The organism is Stenotrophomonas sp. LM091 (genome assembly GCF_001806305.1).
In the GTDB taxonomy this organism is placed as follows: Bacteria; Pseudomonadota; Gammaproteobacteria; order Xanthomonadales; family Xanthomonadaceae; genus Stenotrophomonas; species Stenotrophomonas bentonitica_A.
On the sequence record NZ_CP017483.1, the window covers coordinates 2477165 to 2500543 of the forward strand.

The window sequence follows — 23379 nt, forward strand, 5'->3', positions numbered from 1 at the left end:
GTGGCATGATCGCGCCTGATCGCCCTGCTTTGGAAACGTCCGTGCCCTCCAGTCGGTTCGCCTCCCTGTTGCGCCCCGCGCCGGACTCGGCCGTGGCCGAGAACATACGGCGCGGCAAATCGCCGTGGGTCGATGCGATCCACCTGCTGTGGACGCTGTGGGTGTTCCTGACGCCGTTGTTCGGCGGCGGCTACACCTGGCGCTGGGCGGCGCTGACCCTGCTGACCTACCCGGTGTTCCTCGTGCTGTACGCCGGGGTGCTGCTGGCACCGCGCTGCCACGCGCCGCGCTACGCGCTGTCGATGGTGGTGCTGGGGCTGGTGCCGCTGGCGTGGTACCCCTCGGCGGTGAGCTACTTCATTTTCGGCTGCGTCACCCTGCGCGTCTCGCGCCGCAGCGGCTATGGGCGCTATCTGCTGCAACTGGCCGGGTTGAACGCGCTGTTCGTGGTGGTGGGCTTGCTGGCCCACTACCCGTGGCAGGCGCTGATCTGGATCCCGAGCATGGCGATGATCATCAGCCTGGTGGTCAACTTCGAGAGCGCCAGCCATGAACAGGATGCTGCGCTGCAGCTGTCGCAGGACGAAGTGCGTCGGCTCGCCGCGACCGCCGAGCGCGAGCGCATCGGCCGCGATCTGCACGACCTGCTGGGGCATACGCTGTCCTTGATCACCTTGAAGCTGGAGCTTTCGCGCAAGTTGTTCGAGCGCGATCCGGATGGCTCGCGCCGCGAAGTGGCCGAAGCCGAAACGATCGCGCGCCAGGCGTTGGCCGAAGTGCGCAGTGCAGTCACCGGGATCCGCGCCAGTGATCTGGCCGCCGAGCTGGCCTCGGCCCGGTTGCTGCTGGAGTACCAGCACGTGCATCTGCACTACGCGCCACCGCCACCGATGCCCGTCGATATCGAGCGTGCGCTGTCACTGGTGCTGCGCGAAGCGGTGACCAACGTCGCCCGCCACGCGCAGGCGCGGCAGGCGTGGATCACCTTCGAGCAGGATGGGCGCACTTTGTCGATGCAGATCCGCGATGACGGGCGTGGCGGTGCCCACGTGGATGGCAACGGCCTGACCGGCATGCGCGAACGGGTCGCTGCCCTGCGTGGCACCCTGGTGCTGCACGCGGCGAAGGGCGAGGGGACGTCCGTAACGGTCCGCGTGACCTTGCCGGCCGCGACCACGGCGGTGGTGGCGCCTGTGGCGGTGCCGACCGCGCCGTCGCTGCCGGCCGGGGGCGCATCATGATCCGCATCGTGCTGGCTGAAGACCAGGCGATGGTACGCGGCGCGCTGTCGGCGCTGCTCGGGCTGGAGCCGGACATCGAGGTGCTGGGCAGTGCCGCAGATGGCGAGGCCGCATGGCGGATGCTGCAGCAGCTCAAGCCGGACATCCTGGTCACCGATATCGAAATGCCCGGTTTGTCCGGACTGGAACTGGCGCAGCGGATCGCCCGCCAGGGCCTGCCGATCAAGGTGGTGATCGTGACCACCTTCGCGCGTTCGGGCTTCCTGCGCCGCGCACTGGATGCCGGCGTCTGTGGTTACCTGCTCAAGGATGCACCGGCCGAACGCCTGGCCGATGCACTGCGCCAGGTGCAGCACGGCGGCCGCGCGATCGATCCGCAGTTGGCGCTGGATGCATGGTCGCAGGCCGACCCGCTCAACGATCGCGAGCGCCAGGTGCTGCGCCTGTCCGGCGACGGCCGCTCGGCCAGCGAGATCGCCACGCAGCTGGGGCTGTCGCACGGCACCGTGCGCAACTACCTGTCCGAGTGCATCGGCAAGCTTGGCGTGGCCAACCGCATCGAAGCCTACCGGCTGGCGCGGCAGAAAGGCTGGTTGTAGTGCCGGCCGCTGGCCGGCTCCCGTTATTGTCGATCGTGAGGATGCAGAGCCGGCCAGCGGCCGGCACTACCGCGGTGCCGGAGATCCATGCGGTCCGATACCACCGGCCAACGGTCGGTGGTTACCGCGGATCCGTGTCGGTGGGGGAAGTGCCGCCCGGGCCCTTTGCCATCGCCTGGAACACGCCATCGCGGCGCACCCACAGGTGGAACAGCGCGGCCGACAGATGCATCACCACCGTGGCGAACAGCACATAGGCGAGCAGGCTGTGTGCATTGCGCAACGCGGCATACAGCGCCGGGTTGTGCGGCAGGACCGCCGGCAGATGCACGCCGCCGCCCATCACGATCGGGTAGCCACCGGCCGAAAGCATGCCCCAACCGATCAGCGGCATCGCCAGCATCAGCCCGTACAGCACCCAATGCGATGCATGCGCGGCGGCTGCCTGCCACGCGGGCAGGTCGGCCGGCAGCGGTGGCGGCCGATGGCGCAGGCGGTTGTACAGCCGCACCACGACCAGCAGCAGGATCGCGATGCCCAGCGGTCGATGCAGATCGATCAGCACCGGCCGCCAGTGCAGCGAGGCAACCATGGTCACGCCCACGAACAGCATCGCCAGGATCATCGCCGCCATCAGCCAGTGCAGGACGCGGGCGAGGAGATTGAAATGGCCAGCATCACGGTTCATCGCGCACCCTCCTTGCCCGTGGCGGCGGGCGCTTTGCCGCTGGCGATTTCGCGCTCGCGGCGGTTGAACGATTGCGAGTACACCGCCGAGCGTGCGGCCAGGATCGGATCATCGGTGCCGGCCACGCCGCTGGGCAGGATCAGCGGATCGTAGTTCAGATCGCGGCAGGCGCCGGTGGCCTGCGGTTGCATGCTGCTCAGGGTCAGCGTGCCGGCCTTCACCTGGCGACGGTCCTCCGGCCAGACCTGCGAGGGGTCGTTGATCGGGTCGCCGTCGTTGGCGATGGTCACCCACATGTCCCAGCGCACGGGGCCCTGCGCCAGGCGCCGGGCGAACTCCTCGCTGAGGAAATCGTCGTCGGACTGCGCGCGCTGTTCCGGGGTCATGTCCTCGAAGGGCGCCTGCGGCCGCATGCTCCAGCGCACGAAACGGTGGCTGCCATCGGCGGCGGTGAAGCGGAAACTGTTGACGCCGTTGTAAGCGGTGTTGGCCCAGCTGTTCGACCAGGGGGCGGTCTTGGCCCACTGCTGGAAGGCACGCGCGGACGGGTACTTCTCCAGCACGGCGGCCATCTTCGCCGGGTCCGGTTTGCCGGTGGCCGGGTCCGGGATGCCGGCGCGGGTCTGTTCCAGGAAGGCCTCGGCGGTGGGCACCGCGAAGAACGGGAAACTGTTCATCGCCATGCGCCATTCCTGGCCGTCATCGCTGACCAGCTGCAGCGCCATGCTGCGCACGCGGGCCTTGTTGTCGGCGCCATGCGGGTCGCCGCCGCCGATCGAGAGGCGGCCCAGTACCGGCACCTGGCGCTGCCGGAACACGCGTGCCGAACTCAGCGCTGCCCCTTCGGGCGTACCCTGGAAGACACCGCTGACGCACACGCCCTTGGTGTGCGCACGGCGGAAGCCGGGCTGCGGCGGACCGGTCGCCTCGATGGCATCGGTGAAGGTCTGTGCGGTGACGCGGTCGCGGCCGATCCAGCCAGCCAGCCAGGCAAAGGCCAGCACCAGGCCGCCGGCGATCAGGGCGATCAGCGCGATCCACAGCAGCGGTGAAGGAGGGCGTGGGCCGCCCGGTTCGCGACCAGCGCGGGTGTAGCCGAAGAGCGACATGTCCGGATTCCTGCCTTCACGATGCGTGTGGGGGGGCGACAGGGGCATGGTGTCAGAACGCGGCGCAGGCCGATATTCACATTTTCGACAACTGTTGAAAACAACGATCCCCGCCGGAGCGGGGATCGTCGGGTTCAGCCGCTGGTGCGCTGCCTCAGACGGCGTAGCGCGTCTTCAGCATCGCCCAGGCCGAACGCAGCGCCAGCGCTTCGCCACCGGCCGGACGGCCCGGGCGTTCGCCGTCGTTCCAGGCGTACACATCCAGGTGCGCCCAGGTCTGGCCGTCGGCGATGAAACGTTCCAGGTACAGCGCGGCCGTGACCGAGCCGGCCATGCGCGAGCCGGCGTTGGCCAGGTCGGCGATGTTGCTGTGCAGGTAGCGCAGGTACGGGCGCCACAGCGGCATGCGCCAGACCGGATCGCGCACCGATTCACCGGCCTGCAGCCACTGCTGGGCAAGAGTGTCGTCGTTGCTGAACAATGCCGGCAGATCCGGACCGAGCGCGATGCGGGCCGCGCCGGTCAGGGTGGCGAAATCGAGCACGATCTCCGGCTGCTGCTCGCTGGCGTAGGTCAACGCGTCGGCCAGGATCACGCGCCCTTCGGCATCGGTGTTGTCGATCTCGATGCTCAGGCCCTTGCGGGTGGCGATCACCTCGCCCGGGCGGAACGCATCCGGACCGATCGCGTTTTCCACCGCCGGGATCAGCAGGGTCACCTGCACCGGCAGCTGCTGGGCCATGATCAGCCCGGCCAGGCCCAGCGCGTGCGCGGCGCCGCCCATGTCCTTCTTCATGTTGCGCATGCCATCGCCCGGCTTGATGTCCAGCCCGCCGGTGTCAAAGCACACGCCCTTGCCGACCAGCGCAACGTGCGGCTGCCCTGCATTGCCCCAGCGCAGCACGATCAGGCGCGGGGCCCGGTGCGAGGCGCGGCCCACGGCATGGATGGAGGGGAAGTTCTGCTCGAGCAGGGCATCGCCGGTGATCACCTCGATCTGCGCACCGTGGGCGGTGGCCAGTTCACGGGCGGCGTCTTCGAGCTGCTGCGGGCCCATGTCCTCGGTCGGGGTGTTGACCCAGTCGCGCACGCGCAGGCTGGCGGTGATCACATCGCGCACTTCGGCCGAAGGCGTGGCCGCCAGCTGGGCCGGCGCGCGGTTGGGCGTGCGGTAGCGCGCGAAACGGTAGCTGCCCAGCCCCCAGCCAAGCTGCAGCAGGGTCTCGATCTCCGGCGCCAGCGCGTCGGCCAGTGTCCACACGGTGCCTTCCGGCAGCGCGAACGGTGCATGCGCGTAGCTGTAGACATCGCCCGGGTCGCCGACACCGACGATCGCGCCGGCCAGGCCGTGCTCGCCGGGCAGCAGCACCACGCTGCCACCGCTGCCGTTGAAGCGCTGCGCGTCCAGCCACGCGCCGAGCGCGTCGGACTGTTGCGCACGCCAGCCGGCGTACTGCTCGCGGGTCATCACATGCAGCGGCAGCGCATGCGAGGTATCGGACGTGAAACCGTTGATCTGGGACATGGGATTCGAAGGCTCCTTGGGCGGCCGCTCAGGCATGCGGGACGGATGCGTTCGCATCCAGCCAGTCGGCCAGCCCGGTCAGGGTGTCGAACTGCAGATCGGGCTGCAGTGAAGGATGAGTCCAGGTGTGCTCGACGCGGTTGATCCAGCAGCCGCGCAGGCCCGCCTGCATCGCACCGACCACGTCCATCTCGGCGTGGTCGCCGACGTGCAGCACGTGGGCGGGGGCGACCCCCAGGCGCTCGCAGGCGGCGTGGAAGATGCTGGCGGCCGGCTTGGCCGCGCCGTGCTCGCGCGAGCCGAGCTGGAAGGTGAAGTGGTGCGATACGCCGATCCGCTGCAGGTCGGCATTGCCGTTGCTGAGGGCGGCCACCGGCACGCGCGCGGCGATCCGGGCCAGCGCGTCCATGGCATCAGGATAGAACTCCACCTGGTTGCGCGCGGCATAGAACGCTTCATAGGCCGGTTCCAGCAGGGCCGGGTCGGCGCCGCTTTTCTCCAGCGCCTCGCTCAGCGTCAACCGGCGCAGCGCGCTCAGGTCGTAGTGCAGATGCGGGTTGTCATGGAAGGAGCGCTCGCGCAGTTCGCGCATCGCCGCCACCGGGTACATCGCGGCGGTGGCGGGGCTGTGCTGGAGCATCCACTCGTACAACACCTGGTCGATGCGGGCGCCGATGGGGGCGAACGGCCACAAGGTGTCGTCGAGGTCGAGGGTGATGGCTTGGACGGGAAAATTCACCCCGCCATTCTACGCCTGCGCGCGCGGGCTTTCATCGCGCGCGCAGGGAGTGCAGGGCTGTGCTTCAGCGCAGGTCGTAGGAACAGCTGATGGATGCCTGCCCGTCCTGCTGCCGCACGTTCAGGTCATGTCGACCCACCTCCAGGGTGTAGTCGCCAGCTACGCTGTCGCGCATCTTCGCCAGCGCGGCGATCTGCTCGACGGTGGCCGTGCTGAAGTAGGCGGTGTAGCTGTCAACGCCGTCCTCGCCGCTGGCGCCGTCGTACAGGTACAGGCGGTTCACCGGCTGGCCCAGCACAAGCAGCGGCGTGGTCAGCGCATACTCGCCATCGGACAGCTCGCCGTACGCCTGCAGCTCGGTCGGCTTGAGCACCTTCGCCAAGGCAGCGAACTGCGCGGGCGTCAGGTGGCGCTGGCAGGTGACCGCCTCGACCAGCTGGCGGCTGGCAACCTCGGCGCTGGGCGGGGTTGCGGCGAACGTCGGTGTGGTGAGGGTGACAAGGCCGGCGAGGGCAAGACAACGGACAGCGAGAGAAGACATCAGGGCCAGGATCCATCCAGAAAAGTGCGGGTAGTCTGGCAGCATCGGAGATTGCGCGGCCAGCCTGTCCCGGGCCTGACAGGCTTACTCCAGCAGCCGCGCCCAGCCCTGCGTGCCGTCCAATCGTGCCAGTACCAGCTTGATGCAGACCAGCAACGGCACCGCCAGCAGCAGGCCGACCATGCCCCACAGCCAGCCGAACACCATCAGGGCCAGGATCAGGATCAGCGGCGAGATCGCCATCCGGCGGCCGAGCACGATCGGCGTCACCACCTGCCCTTCCACCGTATGCAGGGCGAGATAGCAGGCCGCCGGCAGCAGCGCCTTGAACGGATCGCTGAACTCCACAAAGCCCATCAGCAACATCAGTGCCACGCCGATCAGCGGCCCCACATAGGGCGCGAAGTTCAGCAGGGCGGCCACGGTGCCCCAGAGCAGCGCCTCCTGCAGCGAGATGCCGAGCAGCAACAGGATGCCGGAGAAGACCAGGCCGACCAGCGTGTTGATCACCGTGATGGTCAGGACATACCGGGAGACCTCGCGCTCGATCGAGCGCAGGATGTCGGCGGTGAACCGTTGCTGCTGGCGGCTGGGGAACAGGGCGATGGCGTGCTTCTGCAGGCTCTGCCCGTAGATCATGAAGAACAGGGTCAGCAGCACCACCGCCAGCACCGAGGCAGCCAGGCGTGGTGCGCGGGTCAGCACCTTGTAGGGATCATCGAGCTGGGTGCGCACGATCTGCACCCGGCGGCTGCCTTCGCCCCCGGCCACGCGCGCGAAGTTCTCCGCGGCCTGGTTGGCCTGCTGCACCGGCTTGGTCAGGTTCTGCACCTGGCGGGCGACCTTGCGCAGCTGCTGCGGTGCTTCCTGGGCCCATTCCATCGCCGGGCCGACCAGCTGCACGCCGAGCGCGGCGGCACCGCTCAGGCCGACGCCGAGCACCAGCACCGCGCCGAGGAACCGGGGAATCCAGATCTTCTGCAGCACCCGCAGGATCGGGTTGCCGACCAGCGCGAAGAACATCGCCAGCAGGATCGGCAGCACCACGTCCTGTGCCGCCCATAAGGTGAAGGCGACGGCCAGGGTGGCCAGGATCACCAGCGACATCGGGGCGCGCGGGCGCGGCGCGGGCGGTGCGACGACGGCTTCGGCAGAAGGGGGAACCGGGACGCTCATTCGGGTCGCACACGGGAAAGGAGCGCCATTATTGGGCAAGCCGGGTGCGCGTGGCGTGTGGGGTGCGTGCAGACGAAGAAAGGCCCCGCGGCAGCTGCCGCAGGGCCTTCGGAAGATGCTGCCGACCGTGGTGGGATCAGCGTTCGGACAGATCCGTGGCTGCTTCAGCCGGTTGCGGCTGGGACGGCGAGGCCGGATCAACCCGCCGTTCCGGCCCGAGCCGTGGCGCTGCCGGTGCCGGTGCCGGTGCCGCCTGACGCGGGGCCTGATCGGCCGCGTCATCCACCTTGTCTGCCGCCTGCTCGGCGGTATCGGCCGCTTCGCTGGCCTGCATCGAGGCGAACGCGGCCTGGGTGCTGGCGACCAGATTGGAGACCGAGCCGATCATCTGCAGCCATCGCGCGCCCTGCACTTTCGCACCGAGACCGGTGGGCTCCAGCTTGCCGGCCAGGAAGCCGCCGGCGAGACCGACGGTGATGATCCGCAACGGCGTCCATCCGGCCCGCCAGACGCTGCTGAGGGTGAACCAGCTGCTGCGGGTTTTTTCGACCCGCACCGCCACCACCAGCTCGGCGCGCTGGACACGTTGCCGCAACGCTTCGAAATTCATCGCTTCACCCCCGTGGTATCCACGTCGGCATCGGGATCTTCATCGCTGGGTTCGTCATACAGACCCAGCCGCGACAACTGGCGACGCGTGGCATGCATGCCGGTATGGCGGAAGAAGAACGACACCCGCCACATCGCGTAGCCGGTGACCAGCAGGCTGACGATCGACGTGATCAGCAGCGAATGGAACCAGGACAGGCCCCAGCGCTGCATCAGGGCGATCAGCGTACCGGCCAGCAACAACCAGGCCGATGCACCGAACACGATCGCCACGCCGGCCCAGGCCAGTGCCCGGCCGAACGCGCTGCGCGCCAGTGCGAAATCGGCCGAAGCCAACCGTCGCAGGGAGCGCAGCGTGTGCTTGGCCGAATCGACTGTCTCACGGCCGGCCTCACCGACCTGGCGGATGCTCTCGTCCAGGCGTGGTGCTTTTTCACCGCTGTCCGGTGGCGGGGTATCCGCGCCACCGGGAGCGGTCGACTGGGCTTGATCGCTCACGCCGCTGCTTACTTGTCGCCGCCGCTACGGGCCAGCTTGGCGATGATCCAGCCGGCCGCGAAGGCGACGCCGAAGGAGGCCAGCGGGCGCTCGCGGATCAGTTCAGCGGCGCTGTCGACCAGGTCCTTGCCCTTGTCCATCAGTGCATCGACCTGTTCCTTGGCGGCGGCACCACCGAATTCGGCAGCGGCCAGGCCGGACAGCGCGGTATCGGACAGCTCGGCCTTGACGTTGGCCTTGCCGATGCGCAGCTCGTCACCGGCAGCACCGGTCGCGCCCTTGATGGCACCGCCGGCAGCGGTGGCGGCCGACTTCAGGTGCGAGCCGGCTTCGCCCAGGTGTTCCTTCAGGTTCTCGGTATTGGTGGGGCTCATCGTGTTTCTCCTGCTATGCGATGGGGAAGGTGACCGCGGACGATCCGACGGCAACGAACACAAGGTAATAGCACCGGACGGGTGTAAGCCACGTTACGGCTGCCGCCGCGTTCAGCGCATCACCAGCTGGCCACCGCCGTTTCCACGGATGATCCGCAGCACCAGCTGGGCCGGACGCTGCTGGAAGTTTGCACGCCAGCTGGCGAGATCGGCAAACTCACCTGCCGTTGCCGCGGTGATCACATCGCCCTGCGCCAGCCCGGAGTTGGCGGCGCGGCTGCCGCGTTTGACCTCGCTGACCAGCACGCCACTCACGCCGGCCTGGCGCAGCGACTCGGGCAGATCGACGAAGGTGGCACCGCTCAGGCGCGGGTCGAGCGATTCCCCGGTGACTGCGCGCGCCTGCTCCTTGAGCGTGGCCTTGATCTGCAGCGGCTTGCCCTCGCGGCGCACGTCCAGGGTCAGCGTGCTGCCGACCGGCTGCAGGCCTTCCACGTTGTGCAGCGCCTGCGCGCTGTCCACGCGCTGGCCGTTGGCCGACACCACCACATCGCCCGGCTTGAGGCCGGCGGCGGCGGCACCGGAGCCGGCCAGCACGCGGGTGACCAGCGCGCCGCGCGTCTCGGTCAGGCCCAGGCCCTGCGCGATCTGCTGGGTCAGGTTCTGCGCCTCGATGCCGAGCGTGCCACGCACCACCACGCCGTGCTTGACCAGCTGGTCCACCACGTCGCGCGCCAGGTTGGAGGGGATCGCCAGGCCCAGGCCGATATTGCCGGCCATGCTGCCCTGCGGGTTGAAGCTGGCGGTATTGATGCCGACCAGCTGCCCCTGCAGATTGACCAGCGCACCGCCGGAGTTGCCCGGGTTGATCGAGGCATCGGTCTGGATGAAGTTCTGGTAGCCCAGCCCGCGGATGCCGCTGCGCCCCACGGCCGAAACGATGCCGGAGGTGACCGTCTGGCTGAAACCGAACGGATTGCCGATCGCCACCACGAAGTCGCCGACGCGCAGCTGCGCGCTGTCGCCGAGCTTGATCTCGGTCAGGTTGCCGGTCGGAATCCGGATCAATGCGACATCGGTATCGGCATCGGAGCCGATGAATTCCGCCTTGACCGTGCGCCCGTCGGCCAGGGTCACCTGCACGTCGTCGGCGTTGTCGATGACGTGGTGGTTGGTCAGGACCAGCCCCTCGGCGGCATCGATGATCACACCCGAGCCCAGCGATTCGTTGATGCGCTCCTGAGGCACTTCGGGGAACAGCCGGCGGAAAAAGGGATCGTTGAAGTAGGGGTTGCGCACCCGTACCACCTGCTTGGTGTTGACGCTCACCACGGCCGGCATCACCCGTTCCAGCATCGGTGCCAGCGACGGCACCGCCTGGCCGGCGACCGCTGCGGGCAGCGCGGCCGTGGTCGGGATCGTATACGCGGCCGGCGCCGCCTCGGCACGGTTGTCCAGGTGCGCATTGATGGCCGTGGCAGTGAACCCGCCGAAGGCAGCGGCGAGGGCGAGCGTGAGCAGGGTCGGGAGCGGTCGCATGGTCCGGCGGTTCCGTGTCGGAGGGGACGGGTCAGGTGAGAACACGTATACGGTAATTCAACCTGAATGAGTGTGTCCGCTACCGGCTAAACCCTGGATGAAATTCATTGCCGGCGACGTCGCGCCGCACGACGGATGGGCGCCGGCAGCCAGGGCAATGTGTGCCGCTGGCCACCTGCAGAGCGGGTGCGGCACGATACCCGCGGCAGGGGGAAGAGCGTACCGGCAGGCGCGTCCGTCGGCCGCGCCCGCGCCATCCAAACCAGCGCAAATGCGCAGTACGAGGGCACGGAATGGATCAACTACGACGATCCATCATTGCATCGCCGGGCGCGGCGGAGATGCGCATCGAGACACATCGCATGCCTCTTCTGCGGGAACGCCGATGCTGTTTTCAAGGGGTTTCGTGCACGCGGCCGGTGCATTGCTTGCTGCCGACGATGACAGTGCTACTGTCGGCTTGGCACGAGCATCGCATCAAGACCGTTCCACGATGGACCGCGCCGGTATAGCATCGCCAGCGATTTGACTAACCAGGCCCCTTAGGAGGCACTCAATGAGCAACGGTAATGGTGTGACCACGGTTCTCTCGCAGACCGTCGAAGATGCAAAAGAAACCGCCACCAACGTCGGCGAGACCATCGCACACGTAGCGGAAGATGCAGTGGCTTCGGTCAAGAAGACCGCCAAGCGCGCACGCAAGGCTGCCACCACCCAGGTCGCCAAGGTCAAGAAGGCCGTGACCAAGGTCGAGAAGACCGTCGCCAAGAAGGCTGACAAGGCGGCCAAGTCGGTCGGCAAGACCCTGGCCACCGCCAAGCAGAAGCTGGAAGCGGCCAAGAAGAACGCCAAGGCCGAAGCCACTGCGATCAAGAAGCAGGTCGCCAAGAAGAAGGCCACCGCTGAAAAGGCCGTGACCAAGACCACCAAGGCTGCCGGCAAGAAGGCCACCACCGCCAAGAAGGCCGTGACCAAGAAGGCGGCTGCTGCCAAGAAGACCGTGACCAAGAAGGTCGCCACCGCCAAGAAGGCTGTCGCCAAGAAGACCGCGACCGCCAAGAAGGCCGTGACCAAGAAGACCGCCGCCGCCAAGAAGACCGTCGGCAAGAAGGTCGCCGCTGCCCGGACCGCTGTTGCCAAGAAGTCGGCGACCGCCAAGAAGGCCGTGACCAGGAAGACCGCAGCGGCCAAGAAGGTGGCTGGCAAGAAGACCGCCGTCGCCAAGAAGACCGTCGGCAAGAAGGTCGCCACCGCCAAGAAGGCCGTTGCCAAGAAGTCGGCGACCGCCAAGAAGGCCGTGACCCGGAAGACCGCGACCGCCAAGAAGGTGGCCGGCAAGAAGACCGCCGTCGCCCGCAAGTCGGTCGGCAAGAAGGTCGCCACCGCCAAGAAGGCCGTGACGAAGAAGACCGCAGCGGCCAGGAAGACCGTCGGCAAGAAGGTCGCGACCGCCAAGAAGGCGGTGGCCAAGAAGGCTCCGGCGAAGAAGGCTCCGGCCCGCAAGGCCGCCCCGGCCAAGCGTGCTGCCGCCAAGCCGGTTGCACGCAAGGCGCCGGCCAAGCGCGCGCGCAAGTAAGTCGTCGTAACGTGCTGCTCCTGCCTGAGGGCGGGAGCGGCATGGTGGGAGCCATGCACTGGGCTCATCCCCAACCCAGATACGTGGGCGGGGTAATCGTCCCCTCATGGGGAGACAGGGCGCCCCGAAGGGCACCCCGGCAACATCAGCGCGCCGCGATCGCGGCGAACTCGCGCATCAGGTGCTCGCCGTCATAGACCACCTGGATCTGGTTGCTGCCCTTGTCCAACCGCTCGCCATTGACGAATACGTCGGTCTGGATGCTATAGCGCCCCTGCGGCATGTTGGACGGGAAGGTCACGGTGAAGGTGTTCTCGTACGCACCGCTGCCTGCACTCTCGCTGGCGACTTTCTCGGCGGTTTTGAAGGGTTCGGACTGGCCGGGTTCGTAAATCCGGATCTGTTCCTTGACCTCGCGGATCGGCTGCTGGCGGCCGCTGACCGCTTCGATGTTGGAGACGATCTTCAGCGGTTCACCACGCCGTACGCTGTTGCCGGGGAGGCTGGTCTGGTAATGCACGACCTCGGCAGACTCCGGCAGCTGCGAGTAGCGCGACCGGTAATCCGACTCCACCTGGGCCGCGCTACGGGTGCGGCGGCTTTGTGCGTTGATCACGAAGCAGGCGGCGATGCCGGCCGCAGCGCCGACGTAGGCACCTTTCTCACCATTGACCAGCGCGCCGGCGCCGGTGCCCAGCGCGATCGCGCCCAGGCACTTGCCCCAGTCCGATCGGGTCATCTGATTGCCCGTGGTGCAGCCGGTAAGCGTGCCGGCGGTAGCGAGGCCGATCAACAGCACCTTGCCGAGCGAGGCGGGGGCGAAATAGTCCTTTTTCATGGTCAACACCTGGTGTGAAGTGGGGCGGGCATCATTCGATGGTGGTTTCGCGCATGACACGGTCGCGCTCCGCCTTTGCTTGGCGGATGAGCGACCGGGCAGCCGCTGAGTCGGGATTGACCTGCAGGGCCGATTCGCCCAGGGCTACGGCGACGTCGTAGCGGCCTTGCTGCAGTTCAACCCGCGCCTTGCTCAGCAGGCCTGCTTCCGGCGCCGCTGCCGGTGGCAGCGAGATCGTCGGCGCTTTGGGCGGGTAGCTGTTGTCAGGTTGGCGCAGGTCGGCCATGTCTGAGGCGGTGCCCGCGTCTGGGCTGAAGCTCACCTCCAGCTGCATCGTGCTTGCATTCGCCTGTCCGTCCCGGATGGCAGGTAGGTAACGCCAGCGACGCGCTGCTTCCAGCGCAGCACGGTCCAGCGACCGCACCCGACTGGTGCGCATCACCGAAATGGCCGTCGCAGTGCCATCTTCGGCAACATCGATGCTGAGCAGAACGGTTCCGCGTGCCCCGGTACGCACTGCATCCGGCGGATAGCGCACGGGAGCGCGCTCGCGCGATGCGGCATCCACCTGTGCAGACCGGTCCGGGATCGACGCAGGTGGGGGGGGCGCCTGGGCAACCTCAGTGTGGAGGGGTGCTTGTGCGGCGGTTGGCGCTGGAGCCGGTGCCGGTGTCGCTGCGCGGTTCGGGCGCGCGGGCTCGGCCTGCTTGGCAAGGTCGGCTTCCAATGCAGTCACCCGGACCTGCAGATCGCGCCAGTTCTCTTCACCCGGCAGATCGTGCTGCATGCCCAGCAAGGCGACGCGTGCACAGGCCAGGTCCGCCCGCGCGAGGCATGACTCCACAGCCGCACGATGCGCGTCGATGCGGCCGGCAGACACCGTTGGCGACGTACCTCGATCGCGCAGGAAGATCGCCCAGAACAGCCCACCCAGAACCAGGCAGACCAGGACCAGCGGCACGCGTGAGCGTGGTCGTGGGCTCGGCCCGGGAGCAATCGGCGCAGGCGCGATCGGCGCGGGAGGCGCAGGTGGCCTGGTCGAGCGCTTGGGTCCCGGCGCGGATGCCGGTTGCACAGCGGAAGGCGGAGGCGCTGCAGGGGCCGGTGGAGGCACGGATTCCACCACTGTCGGCGCCGCTGGCGAGGGTGTCGCAGGAATCGGGGGCGGCGGCATGACCGCCGCCGGGGCTATGACCGGCGGCGCCACAACCGCTGGCGCGGATACCCCACAGAACGGGCAGAAGCGTACCTGCCCGGGCAGGGGCTTCATGCACTGGTCATTGACACAGATCGAGGCGGTGGCGCTGGCGTCAGTCATTACGGCGATACAGCCTCAGTACCCGGTGGGCGGCGGCGGGGGAGCCGGCGGTTGCGGGGCCGATGGAGCGGTGAACAGATGGCCCAGTTCCGGCAGTGCACCGGCCGCGCTCCACTCGATGCCTTCGCGCCAGAGCAGGCTGTTGCGGGTGATGTTGCCGGTGCCCACGAACTGCTGCAGCTGCTGGACCGTATACGGTCCCAGCGACTGGTTGTTGTAGCCGACGTAGTAGCTGTAATCGACCATCGGCGGCGGTGGCGGGGGTGCCCCGGGCAGGCTGCCCTGCGGTGGAGGCGGTGGTACCGCGCCCGGGGCAAGCCTCGCCGCGCCCGCGCCCGCAATGGACGTAACGCCCAGCATCTGGGCGAAGGAATCATTTACCTGTCGCTTCTCGCCCCGGTCGGTGGCGACCTCGTCAGCATAGACATCGGCCGAAGAGCCGGAAACCGGCTGCGTCCAGGCGTCGAACAATGCACGGGCGCGCTCTTCGATCCGGTCGGCTTCGTCACCGGCGGCCTGCACCAGCTTCTGCCGATAGTCGGTGGCCAACATCTCACTCAGCTTGTAGGGGAAGCGCTTCTTCAAGCTTTCGCGACCCTGCTGGTCCTCCTGCTTGATCGGCTTGTATGCCACGGTGGCGTAATGCCGGAACAGCTGGGCCAGCACAGCCAGCTGCAGCGGGTCGCGCACGTTGGCCGAGCGCTGGCGCAGCTGTTCTTCGATGTTGCGTTTGTCATTCCCGTCCAGGCCGCTTTGCCGCACGGAGAATTCATCGCCGATGCTGAACCCGTCGCCTTCCAGCGTGATCTCATACTTGCCATCGGCACGGCGCTTGAGCACCCCCAGGCCGAGGGCATGCAGGTATATCCTGAAATCCTCAGCGAACTGCCGGTACTGGCCCTGAGTGAACTGGATGGGCTGCACGAACTGGCTGACCCGCTTGTGGATGTGCAGCGGAATACGGGCCGCCTCTTTGCGGTAAGCCGCCTGATAGGTCGGCAGTGGCGTGAGTGCCGGAACCGGGAAGCCAGACAACTCGGTGAAGCAGATCAGCTTGCCCGGAATGCCGGATTCGACGAAGTCGATCTGGCTGGCGGTCATGCCGGTGCCCTGCGGTACGGCCTGCTCCAGCATCGCGCCATACTGGCGCCGGAACAGGCGCGCATCCTTTACGCCGACCAGGCAGGTGTAGCGGTCCTTGGAGATATCAAATCCACCGTTGAGGTTCAGCGGCACCCATGGCATCGCACGCTGAAGCAGCAGGCGGAACGTCTCGCGCAGCTGCTCGGGCGTAAGCGCGGCCAGCGCCTGCATCAGCGGATCGGTCTGGGTTCGGGCATCGACCTGGGGCAGCTGTGCCACGGCCTTGTTGCGCAGCTTGCCCAACACTTCCTGCGCGCCGTCGTCGCTGAGCAGCTTCTGGAACAGCGTCTGGGAGCCGCCGAAGTCCTTGAATGCTTCCTTGGCCCATTGCCTGAACTCGGCCGGATCGATTGCCGGCTGCTCTTCGTCCTGCGGTGCCTTGAGCGCGATCAGGGTCGCATGCTTCTCGGCGATGGCCGCCTCGATCTTGCCGATGTCACGCTCGACGTGCAGCAGCAGGGACTCAACCGACTGGCGACCGTCCTGCAGGCGCCCGACGAAACCACTCCACAGCGGGCGGCCGTGGGCATCGACAGCTTCCTTGACGCCGAGCCAGCCCGAGACGTCGCGCAGCAGGTTGGCCGCTTCGCGCGAAGCGACCGAGCGCACGTAGAACAGCAGGCTGTCGCGGATCGTTTCCTTGATCTGCGCCAGTACGGTCTCGGCCTGCTTGTCCTTGCCGCTGATCCGCGCAAGCAGACCCTTGCCGGTGGTCTCCTTGAGGCGTTCGAACTCGCGCGCAAGCTCGGCGTTCTGCAGCCTCTCGGAAATCTCGGCGAATCGCTGCGCATTGCGTTCCAGCGCAGGAACGATGCCGGTACCTTCGTTCTCGAGCCGGTCCTTGATCATTTCCACCAAGGCCAGCGTGTAGTCCAGGCCACCGCGCTCGTCATCGTCCAGGCGCCGGAAGATCTGCGCCGGCAGTTCAGCCTCATCGGTAATCGACAGCAACACCCGCTGGCGATTCTCCTTGATGCGGACTTCGTGGTTGCGGTCGGCGCTGTCCACCCGGTTGCCCTTGGTATCGCGCTCAAGCTGCTTGATCACATCCTGGACGTGCAGCGGCCATTGGTCGCGGTCAGCGCTGCCGTGCATCAGCTGCTGGAAGGCATTCTCGACTTTCTGTTCGATCTGCGCACCGATGCTGGCGTCGCCGGTCACTTTCAACAGATCATCAGCGACCTGGTAGTGCGTGAACTCTCCGTTGAGCGTGGCAAGATCGCCGCGGGAGAGGAACTGTGGAATATCCGTAAAGGTGCGTGGCACGATCGCCAGCTGCTCACGCAGGAAATCATCGCGTTCTTTATCAGTGGGGCGGTTGCCCGGGGCCTGGATATTGGCGATGCCGAAGAACGCCTTGAGCATCGCCTGCACCTGGCGGTTCATGCGTACGTTCTGGCGCGCTTCCACCTGGGTATCAAGCACGGCCTGGCCGACGCCGGAGTAGCTGGCGGTGAAGCGCAGTTCCGTATCGTCACCATAGTCCTGCGGCAGCGGAACCGAATAGGCGCGGATCTTGTGCTGATTCTGGTTGACGGCCACCGAGCGCTTGCGGTTGGCGAAGTCCTGGGAGGTGAAGTCGGTGAAGAAGACATCCGAGAGCATCTCGTAGATGTCTTCCTGTTCACTGGTCTTGGCCATCGCCACGTTGGTGTTGTCGACGATGTACACATCGTCGTACGGGCGGCTGTCGATGTGCAGGTTGTCCGAGGCATCCCAATGCTTGACCAGGACATTGCCGCGCAGTGCAGTCTCAAGCTCCATCAACGCGGCGTAGCCGTTGGCCTGGATGCGGTCGGGGTTGGTGGTGGTGATGAAGCCGCCGGGAAGGACCATGTACAGGTCGACCTTGCCCTCGACATTCTTCTCCTTGAGGATCGCCTTGGCCAGATAGCCCATGTCCAGGAATGACCCGGAGCCCGTGCCGCCGGCCGCCGAACCGGTGATGACCACCCGCACCTTGCCCGGCTCCACTTCCAGTCCCAGCTTCTTGAGCTTGTCCGCACGCGCGCCGATGTTGCTCAGCAGCGTCTCGATCTTGTCGCGCAGCTTGTCCCGGATCACCGGATACTTGTCGAAGAAGTACAGGCGCGACAGCGCACGGATCTGGCCTGCGCCTTTGCTTGGATCCACGCCCAGCAGGCGGATGCGCTCGGGCGTGAGCGGGAACCATTCAGCTACTTCCCGATGACGCCGCAGCTCGTCGTCGGACTGGGTGTACTTGTTGAGGTCCAGCCGCTCGATGATCTTCTCTTCTGGAGTGAAGGCGACCTGCTCGGCCAGTACGTCGGTCTTGACCGACTTGCCGTCCTGGGTGACCTCACCGGCATCCAGATCGAAGTTGATGAACTGTGCCACCGGGAAGTCAGCGACGTTCTCGACCTTCGCGTTGCCGCCCCAGATCGCATTGAGGATGCGCCGGCGCAGACGGATGTTGACCTTCATGCCGGTGCCGCCGAGGGCGATGAACAGCGTCGGACGGATCTTCTCGGTTAACTGCGGCGGCTGACCGGGCAGGGAGGTACTTTCGGTGGCATCGTTCATGCGGCGGACCCCTGGATCAACGCTTGGCGGAGAAGGTGGCGAGCCAGGCGATCAACGACACGCCGGCCAAGGCGCTCATCGGCACCAGATACAACGGCGCCAGGAACCGCCCGGCGTTGACGAAGGCCAGCACGGTCACCGTGGCGACCGCCATCAGACCGATGAACAGGAACCAGCCCGACGCATTGGCACGACTCGGCGCGACGCGCTCCTTGACCCGCCAGTTGGCATACGCGTTCTTTACCACGAAGAACACCACGGCCAGCACCAGCAGCACCACACCACCAATCAGCGCATCGCGGCTGCTGGTCTGCTCGCCGACCTGGATGTCCCAGTCGCCGGTGAAGGTCGCAGTCGGCTGCTGCGTCCCCGCGGTCGTCGCCGGTGCGGTCTGTTCGGACGGCGTGGCGGTGGCCGGCTGGTCGGTCACTGGCGCGGGGAGGGAACTCTTCTGGCTCATGCTCTGTCCTTGGCGGTGAATCGTTTAGTTGATGCGGATGGATGTATCAGGTTGGGCCCAGCTCACGCGAGGCTTGAACGCGCCGCGACGGACCGTGGCAACATGCGTGCCGTTGGCATCGCGCACCTCGGTAGTGGTGAACGGTTTGAGCCGCAGGTGCTGGGGTTGATCGTCGATCCAGACCGTTGCTTTGCGCGCGCCGGTCACCAGCACGAGAAACAGCAACGCCCCGATCAGGGCGAGCAGGCCGCCGCCATAGACCACCACGGCAGGCCACACCGGGTACTGCACCCGAAGCAGCAGCGGGACCCGTGTGACCGAGGCATTGGCCGTGACCGGAGGAAGGAAGACCTCCGGCAGCGCATCCCCCGGGAAGAGGTCGGCCATGTGCGCGCGGAACTGCGGCGATACTTCCAGCTGCTGGTTATCCAGGTGGATATCGATCGCCCCGCGCCGTTCATAGCCGCTGCGCAGCAACACCTCACGCGACCACTGCGACGGCAGGGGGGCAGCGACAGGCGCAGGGTCAGCGGGTCACTCTGTTTGCCCGGATCAAGCGCCTGCAGCGAGTGCGTGGACATCTCGCCCTGCAGGCCGATGGCCGGCGGCGTCACCAATGACGTGTCAGCGCTGACGATACGGTAGGGATTGAACAGATTCTCGAACCGGCCCTGCACCTGTGCAGTGCGCACCTGCGTGCTGGCGTCGAACGACAGCACGAGGGTGTGGCCGTCCGGGGCGAGGCCAGCGGCGATGCCCGGCGAATCCTTCACGCCCGTCGGGCTGAAGCGCACGGCCGCTTCGGTCAGTGGCTTCAGGCGCACATGTCCCTCGGGAAGCAGTGCGGTCAGGGCCGGTTGCGCGAGTATCGCGTCCAGCGCGGCCGAGGCCGGTTCGCCGTAGGCCAACGCGTACAGCATCAAACCGTTGGCGCGGTAATGCTTGCCCTGTACCGGCATCTTCAGCGGAAACGCAGCGATCCGGCTGATGACATCCTCACCATGCAGCAGCTCGTAGAACTCGCGATTGCGAGCCACGACCTCGGTACTGTTGTTGGGGCTGTTCTTGTTGTTGGTGACGATCCAGATGATGCCCGGGCGGCCTTCCAGGCCCACCTCGATCGCACCGAGCAGCGCTTCCTTGAAGTCGGTGTCGGCCAGTGCGCCACTACCTTTATGCGCCATCTGCAGGCGCGTCATCGCCTGGGCGAGCCCCGGGTGGTTGCCCGGTCCGCGATACACCCACTCCGGCGAGGGGTGGGTGGCATCGGACTGGTTGAACGCGCCCACCACGACCTCTCCGTGGCCAGCCGCAGCCTGCGCCAGCTGCGCGACAAGCGGCTTGAAAGGCGACTCGGCATCGACGTAGAACGGCTCCATCCAGCCAGAGTTCTGCACCAGTACTGCCTGCCGCAGCTCGGCGGCTCCGACGCTCATGCCCATGCTGCTCGCCAGCAGCACCGCGACGCCCAGCAGGCGATTCAGGACGACGCTGGTCATTGCGGCAGGCTCCAACGCAGCAGGGTGCCGCGCGCGTCTACCCAGAGCCACAGTGCCTCATCGTGGACGAACCACTGCGCGTTCCAGGGCGAGGGTGTGTCCATGGCATAGGTGTAGGCATGACCGCCGATCCGCTCCAGGCAGAACGTGGCATGCACGGTCGCCTGACTCTCGAAGAATGACAGCAGGCTGCGCTGCTGCGGCAGCGGCGCGTGGAGCGACAGCATCAACTGCGGTTCGACGACTTCCAGGAACGGATAGACCACATGGGTCACCGAATACAGGTCATGGTCGAACTCGTCCCACGGGCGCTCCAGACGGACGTTGAACTGAAAGCTGGTTCGGCCGGTGCTGGTGGATCCGCGTGGCGCGGGGCGCTGCTCGGGCAGCACGGTGTCCAGCCGGGTGAGCAGCCACTTTTTGTCCCGGGTGTCATACAGCAGCTGCCAGAAGCCTTCGCCGTCGCGATACGGTGGACCCAGAACCGGGTTGGCCTGATAGCCCTCGGGCCAGCTCTGCCACCGGGCGGAAACGTCCCCCTGGCCGTCCAGGCGCACGCTCAGCACGCCCTGCGTGCCGATCCAGAACAGGCTGCGGTGCGCTGGATCGCTGATCGGCGCAGCAAGCAGTTGCAGGGGCGCGTCAAGCGTCAGCAGCACCTGCTGCCATGCCTCACCGGTGCGGCGGATCGCAAGGCACCATTGGCCCTCATGTTCCTGTGGCACGAAGGCGGCATCGTCCAGCAGGCCGGGTGCACCCAGGGACCGACCCACCGCGCGATCAATCTGATAGCTCAATGTCATTGCGTCGACGCTGACGCAATCGGCACCTGCATCAGTCGCCATGATCACCTCATGGCCATCGTCGTGCGGCAACGTCAGTGTGGCATTCGCCCATGTTTCAAGATGGCTGCGGCCGAGTGAGGCCCCGCGCGGTGTCAGCGGCACCCAATGGCGGTGACCGTGCTGCCAAAGCGACAGCTGGCCAGAGCGGCTCGCCGCGAACAATCCATTGCGATGGCCACCGGCGCGGCTGCTGAAAAAGAACAGGCCACTCGGCTGCGGTGACTTGATCACCTCGGCGGCGTCCTGCATGGACTGGCCACTTCGCTGCCATTGATCGAACAGCGCCTGAAGCGTCGAGGGGATCGGTTCCGCCGCGGCGGCGCTGCAGCTGCGCCCCCCATCATCCCCGCCAAACGGGGTTCGCCACTGCTCAACCGGGCGCCGCTCAAGCGGCTGGCCGGTAAAGGGAGAAAACCGGAAGCTGCCCGGGAGATAACCCCCCTCGGGCACGCGATACGCGCCAGACAGATAGTCCAGATCGCTCAGTGATGTTGGAGGCACGGCAGCGTCGATGGCGACCAGAGAAAATCCGGTTCCATCCTGCACCCACGACTCATTATCCAGGTGCCAACGGACACCTCGCTCTGCTCCGGCGGCCACGCCGTCCCCCTGTATCCTTTCGCGGGCAAGGATATCCTAAAGTCAACGGCATGGAACAAACGCATGCGAATGGTGCCTGTAGGGAAACTCCTGACGTGACGCATTTGGCTCCAAGTCGCATTATCGCCCGCGCATGAAGGAATATGCCTGCAGAAAGGCAGCTGTCGCAGGGCATCACGCATTGGACGCATCAGGGGATACGCAGTGAAGAAAATTCTGTGGGGTGTACTGTTGGTCGTGCTTGCCGGCTGCCAGCAGGGTCGGGCGATCCGCCTCGACCTGATGGCGATGGAGTTCCGCTCCGAGTGTTTCGGTGCAGGCGCGACGACAAAGTGCGTTGCCATGCGCGTCAAGTACAACGTCGCTGCAACACAGTTGATGCTTGATCGGCTGGAAGACGAGTTCGCAAAGATTCCCGATCCGGACCCCCAGGCCTATGCTGCTGCCAGGCAGGCACTTCAGCGGGTGATCGATCGCAACGAACAGGATCGTCCCGGGTGGTGGCGGCGTATCCTGATGAACAACATCGAAGTGACCTACGGTCTGGCGGCGGGTCAGTTCCTGGTGACGCCCAACGAGCTTTCGGAACTTGCGGCCGTGGCTGCCGAGAACGAAAAGCGACGGCGCAAAGTGGCTGCGACCGATAGCCTTCCCGTGGAAGCAGCCGCGCCAGAGGTGAGCGACGTCACCCTCCACACCGATGCGGCGGCGACCACAGAGGGGTTTGACCTGGACTCGGAATCCGCCGATCCCCGTGATGCGCCAGCTGGGCCAGAAGCCATTGAGCGAATCGCAGTGCAGGCAGCGCCTGCAGATGAAACCGGCTATGCCGGCATGATGGCGCGCATGGCGCGCGAGGCTGAGCAAGCGACGGCCCGACCGAGTTTCGACTGCGCCCGGGCGAGCCATCCTGCCGAACACCTGCTATGCAGTGACGCCAGCCTGGCAGCCATGGACGTTCGCATGGCTCGGGCCTACGCCGATGCACCTGCATGTGGGACGGACCGCGCTGCATTGCGCGCCGATCAGCGGCAGTGGCTGCAACATCAGCGCAACCAGTGCAGCGACGCCTCCTGTCTGGAAGACGCCTATCAGGCCCGGATCGCACAACTGGAGCAGTACTGCACGGGTTGAGCACGGCGCAGCCTTGACGATTGCGGGCGTATCGTCCTGCTAGTCTGGACGCCGGCTTCTGGAGACATTCCATGCGCGGTCTCGACTTCACCTCCTGGCAGGCCATGCTCTCCACCCTGGCTGGGCTGGCGATCATCACCCTGATCGGTGTCGGCATACGGCTGCTGGTCATGCAGACCATGCAGCAGCGCCGCGAGCGTGAGAACCGGCAGATCAACGAGCGACTGCGCACGTTGATCGCGGCTTACAAGGTCCTGGGCGGTTCGTTCACCGGCACGCTCGATGTCGATCCTCGCCATCGCCGGGATTTCCGCGCGCTGCCCGACGGCAGCGAAGCCGGCGATGCGCTGCACCTGCCGGCGGAGGCCGAGAACGGCGGCGAGCGTGCGCGCCGGATCCGTGATGCGGTGGAAGCGGCCCTGTCGGACATCGTCCTGCTGGGCACCGACGAGCAGGTGCGCCTGGCCGCCCACGCCGCCAACGAGATGGCCCAAGGTCGCCTCGTTCCCACGGCCGAGCTGGTGGTGTCGCTGCGCGACTTCATTCGTCAGGCGCTGGATCTGGATCCGATCCCGGCCTCGGTCACCATCCCGCGCCAGGGTCCCGCACGGCCTTCGGCCGGTGCGAAGGGCAAGGGCGATGCGGGTGACAAGGGCGGCGGCAAAGGCGGCGGAGGCGGAGGGATGGGCGGTGGAGGCGGGGGTGGCATGGGGGGGATGGGCGGTGCTGGCATGGGGGGCGGAACGGAGGATGCCGCCGATACCCATCGCTGAGCGAGGCGCGT

General features: G+C 66.7%; 22 protein-coding genes. 5 read left to right on the forward strand and 17 right to left on the reverse strand.

The genetic code is table 11. The annotated features are described in order from the left end of the window. Positions 1 to 5: 5 nt before the first annotated feature. Both BIZ42_RS10765 and BIZ42_RS10770 read left to right on the forward strand, forming a co-directional pair. Positions 6 to 1241, forward strand: coding sequence for a sensor histidine kinase (locus tag BIZ42_RS10765; RefSeq protein ID WP_070426430.1), 1236 nt, complete (start codon positions 6 to 8; stop codon positions 1239 to 1241). Beyond that, complete coding sequence (locus BIZ42_RS10770; protein ID WP_046274363.1) at positions 1238 to 1840, forward strand: response regulator transcription factor; 603 nt, start codon at positions 1238 to 1240, stop codon at positions 1838 to 1840. Before BIZ42_RS10765 ends, BIZ42_RS10770 begins: the two co-directional genes overlap by 4 nt. Positions 1841 to 1961: 121 nt before the next feature. On the opposite strand, the gene BIZ42_RS10775 is transcribed toward BIZ42_RS10770, so the two are convergent. The 10 genes from BIZ42_RS10775 to BIZ42_RS10820 all read right to left on the reverse strand — a co-directional run bounded on the left by BIZ42_RS10775 (position 1962) and on the right by BIZ42_RS10820 (position 10638). Then, on the reverse strand, positions 1962 to 2528 hold the full coding sequence (locus BIZ42_RS10775) for a cytochrome b/b6 domain-containing protein (protein WP_070426431.1): 567 nt from the start codon (positions 2526 to 2528) through the stop codon (positions 1962 to 1964). After that, complete coding sequence (locus tag BIZ42_RS10780; RefSeq protein ID WP_019185541.1) at positions 2525 to 3637, reverse strand: catalase family peroxidase; 1113 nt, start codon at positions 3635 to 3637, stop codon at positions 2525 to 2527. Before BIZ42_RS10780 ends, BIZ42_RS10775 begins: the two co-directional genes overlap by 4 nt. A gap of 154 nt (positions 3638 to 3791) precedes the next feature. Further along, positions 3792 to 5162, reverse strand: coding sequence for a leucyl aminopeptidase family protein (locus BIZ42_RS10785; protein ID WP_070426432.1), 1371 nt, complete (start codon positions 5160 to 5162; stop codon positions 3792 to 3794). Between the two features lie 28 nt (positions 5163 to 5190). Next, the gene (locus BIZ42_RS10790; protein WP_019185543.1) at positions 5191 to 5901 is read right to left on the reverse strand and encodes an HAD family hydrolase; all 711 of its coding nucleotides are present in this window, start codon (positions 5899 to 5901) and stop codon (positions 5191 to 5193) included. 64 nt (positions 5902 to 5965) lie between these two features. Continuing rightward, complete coding sequence (locus BIZ42_RS10795; protein ID WP_070426433.1) at positions 5966 to 6442, reverse strand: hypothetical protein; 477 nt, start codon at positions 6440 to 6442, stop codon at positions 5966 to 5968. Positions 6443 to 6526: 84 nt separating this feature from the next. Then, a complete protein-coding gene (locus BIZ42_RS10800; protein WP_070426434.1) occupies positions 6527 to 7618 on the reverse strand; it encodes an AI-2E family transporter in 1092 nt (363 codons plus the stop codon). 136 nt (positions 7619 to 7754) lie between these two features. Beyond that, positions 7755 to 8228, reverse strand: a complete 474-nt coding sequence (locus BIZ42_RS10805; RefSeq protein WP_070426435.1) for a protein sip-5 — start codon at positions 8226 to 8228, stop codon at positions 7755 to 7757. Then, positions 8225 to 8725 carry a phage holin family protein gene (locus tag BIZ42_RS10810; RefSeq protein WP_019185547.1) on the reverse strand — a complete coding sequence of 167 codons (501 nt, stop codon included), beginning with the start codon at positions 8723 to 8725 and terminating at the stop codon, positions 8225 to 8227. Before BIZ42_RS10810 ends, BIZ42_RS10805 begins: the two co-directional genes overlap by 4 nt. A gap of 8 nt (positions 8726 to 8733) precedes the next feature. Continuing rightward, positions 8734 to 9099, reverse strand: a complete 366-nt coding sequence (locus BIZ42_RS10815) for a hypothetical protein (RefSeq protein ID WP_019185548.1) — start codon at positions 9097 to 9099, stop codon at positions 8734 to 8736. 111 nt (positions 9100 to 9210) lie between these two features. Then, positions 9211 to 10638, reverse strand: a complete 1428-nt coding sequence (locus tag BIZ42_RS10820) for a Do family serine endopeptidase (protein WP_019185549.1) — start codon at positions 10636 to 10638, stop codon at positions 9211 to 9213. A gap of 556 nt (positions 10639 to 11194) precedes the next feature. Here BIZ42_RS10820 and BIZ42_RS10825 point away from each other — a divergent pair. Next, positions 11195 to 12214: a histone gene (locus BIZ42_RS10825; protein ID WP_070426436.1), complete on the forward strand. Its 1020-nt coding sequence runs from the start codon at positions 11195 to 11197 to the stop codon at positions 12212 to 12214. A 145-nt stretch (positions 12215 to 12359) separates the two neighbouring features. Here BIZ42_RS10825 and BIZ42_RS10830 read toward each other — a convergent pair whose 3' ends face one another. The 7 genes from BIZ42_RS10830 to BIZ42_RS10860 all read right to left on the reverse strand — a co-directional run bounded on the left by BIZ42_RS10830 (position 12360) and on the right by BIZ42_RS10860 (position 21407). Next, positions 12360 to 13052, reverse strand: coding sequence for a hypothetical protein (locus BIZ42_RS10830; protein WP_019185552.1), 693 nt, complete (start codon positions 13050 to 13052; stop codon positions 12360 to 12362). A 31-nt stretch (positions 13053 to 13083) separates the two neighbouring features. Next, the gene (locus tag BIZ42_RS10835; RefSeq protein WP_070426437.1) at positions 13084 to 14013 is read right to left on the reverse strand and encodes an energy transducer TonB; all 930 of its coding nucleotides are present in this window, start codon (positions 14011 to 14013) and stop codon (positions 13084 to 13086) included. 372 nt (positions 14014 to 14385) lie between these two features. Next, positions 14386 to 18057 (reverse strand): tubulin-like doman-containing protein, encoded by a 3672-nt coding sequence (locus tag BIZ42_RS10845; protein ID WP_070426439.1) that lies wholly within the window; start codon positions 18055 to 18057, stop codon positions 14386 to 14388. Positions 18058 to 18073: 16 nt separating this feature from the next. Then, positions 18074 to 18517 carry a hypothetical protein gene (locus tag BIZ42_RS10850; RefSeq protein WP_026070152.1) on the reverse strand — a complete coding sequence of 148 codons (444 nt, stop codon included), beginning with the start codon at positions 18515 to 18517 and terminating at the stop codon, positions 18074 to 18076. Positions 18518 to 18541: 24 nt separating this feature from the next. After that, positions 18542 to 18784, reverse strand: a complete 243-nt coding sequence (locus BIZ42_RS19775) for a hypothetical protein (RefSeq protein WP_216636689.1) — start codon at positions 18782 to 18784, stop codon at positions 18542 to 18544. Continuing rightward, the gene (locus tag BIZ42_RS10855; protein ID WP_216636690.1) at positions 18751 to 20016 is read right to left on the reverse strand and encodes a hypothetical protein; all 1266 of its coding nucleotides are present in this window, start codon (positions 20014 to 20016) and stop codon (positions 18751 to 18753) included. Before BIZ42_RS10855 ends, BIZ42_RS19775 begins: the two co-directional genes overlap by 34 nt. Then, the gene (locus BIZ42_RS10860) at positions 20013 to 21407 is read right to left on the reverse strand and encodes a hypothetical protein (RefSeq protein WP_156785728.1); all 1395 of its coding nucleotides are present in this window, start codon (positions 21405 to 21407) and stop codon (positions 20013 to 20015) included. Before BIZ42_RS10860 ends, BIZ42_RS10855 begins: the two co-directional genes overlap by 4 nt. Before the next feature lie 258 nt (positions 21408 to 21665). Between BIZ42_RS10860 and BIZ42_RS10865 the strand changes: the two genes are divergently transcribed. Continuing rightward, positions 21666 to 22595 (forward strand): lysozyme inhibitor LprI family protein, encoded by a 930-nt coding sequence (locus BIZ42_RS10865; protein ID WP_156785729.1) that lies wholly within the window; start codon positions 21666 to 21668, stop codon positions 22593 to 22595. 71 nt (positions 22596 to 22666) lie between these two features. Further along, positions 22667 to 23368, forward strand: coding sequence for a hypothetical protein (locus BIZ42_RS19780; protein ID WP_070426442.1), 702 nt, complete (start codon positions 22667 to 22669; stop codon positions 23366 to 23368). Positions 23369 to 23379: the final 11 nt, after the last annotated feature.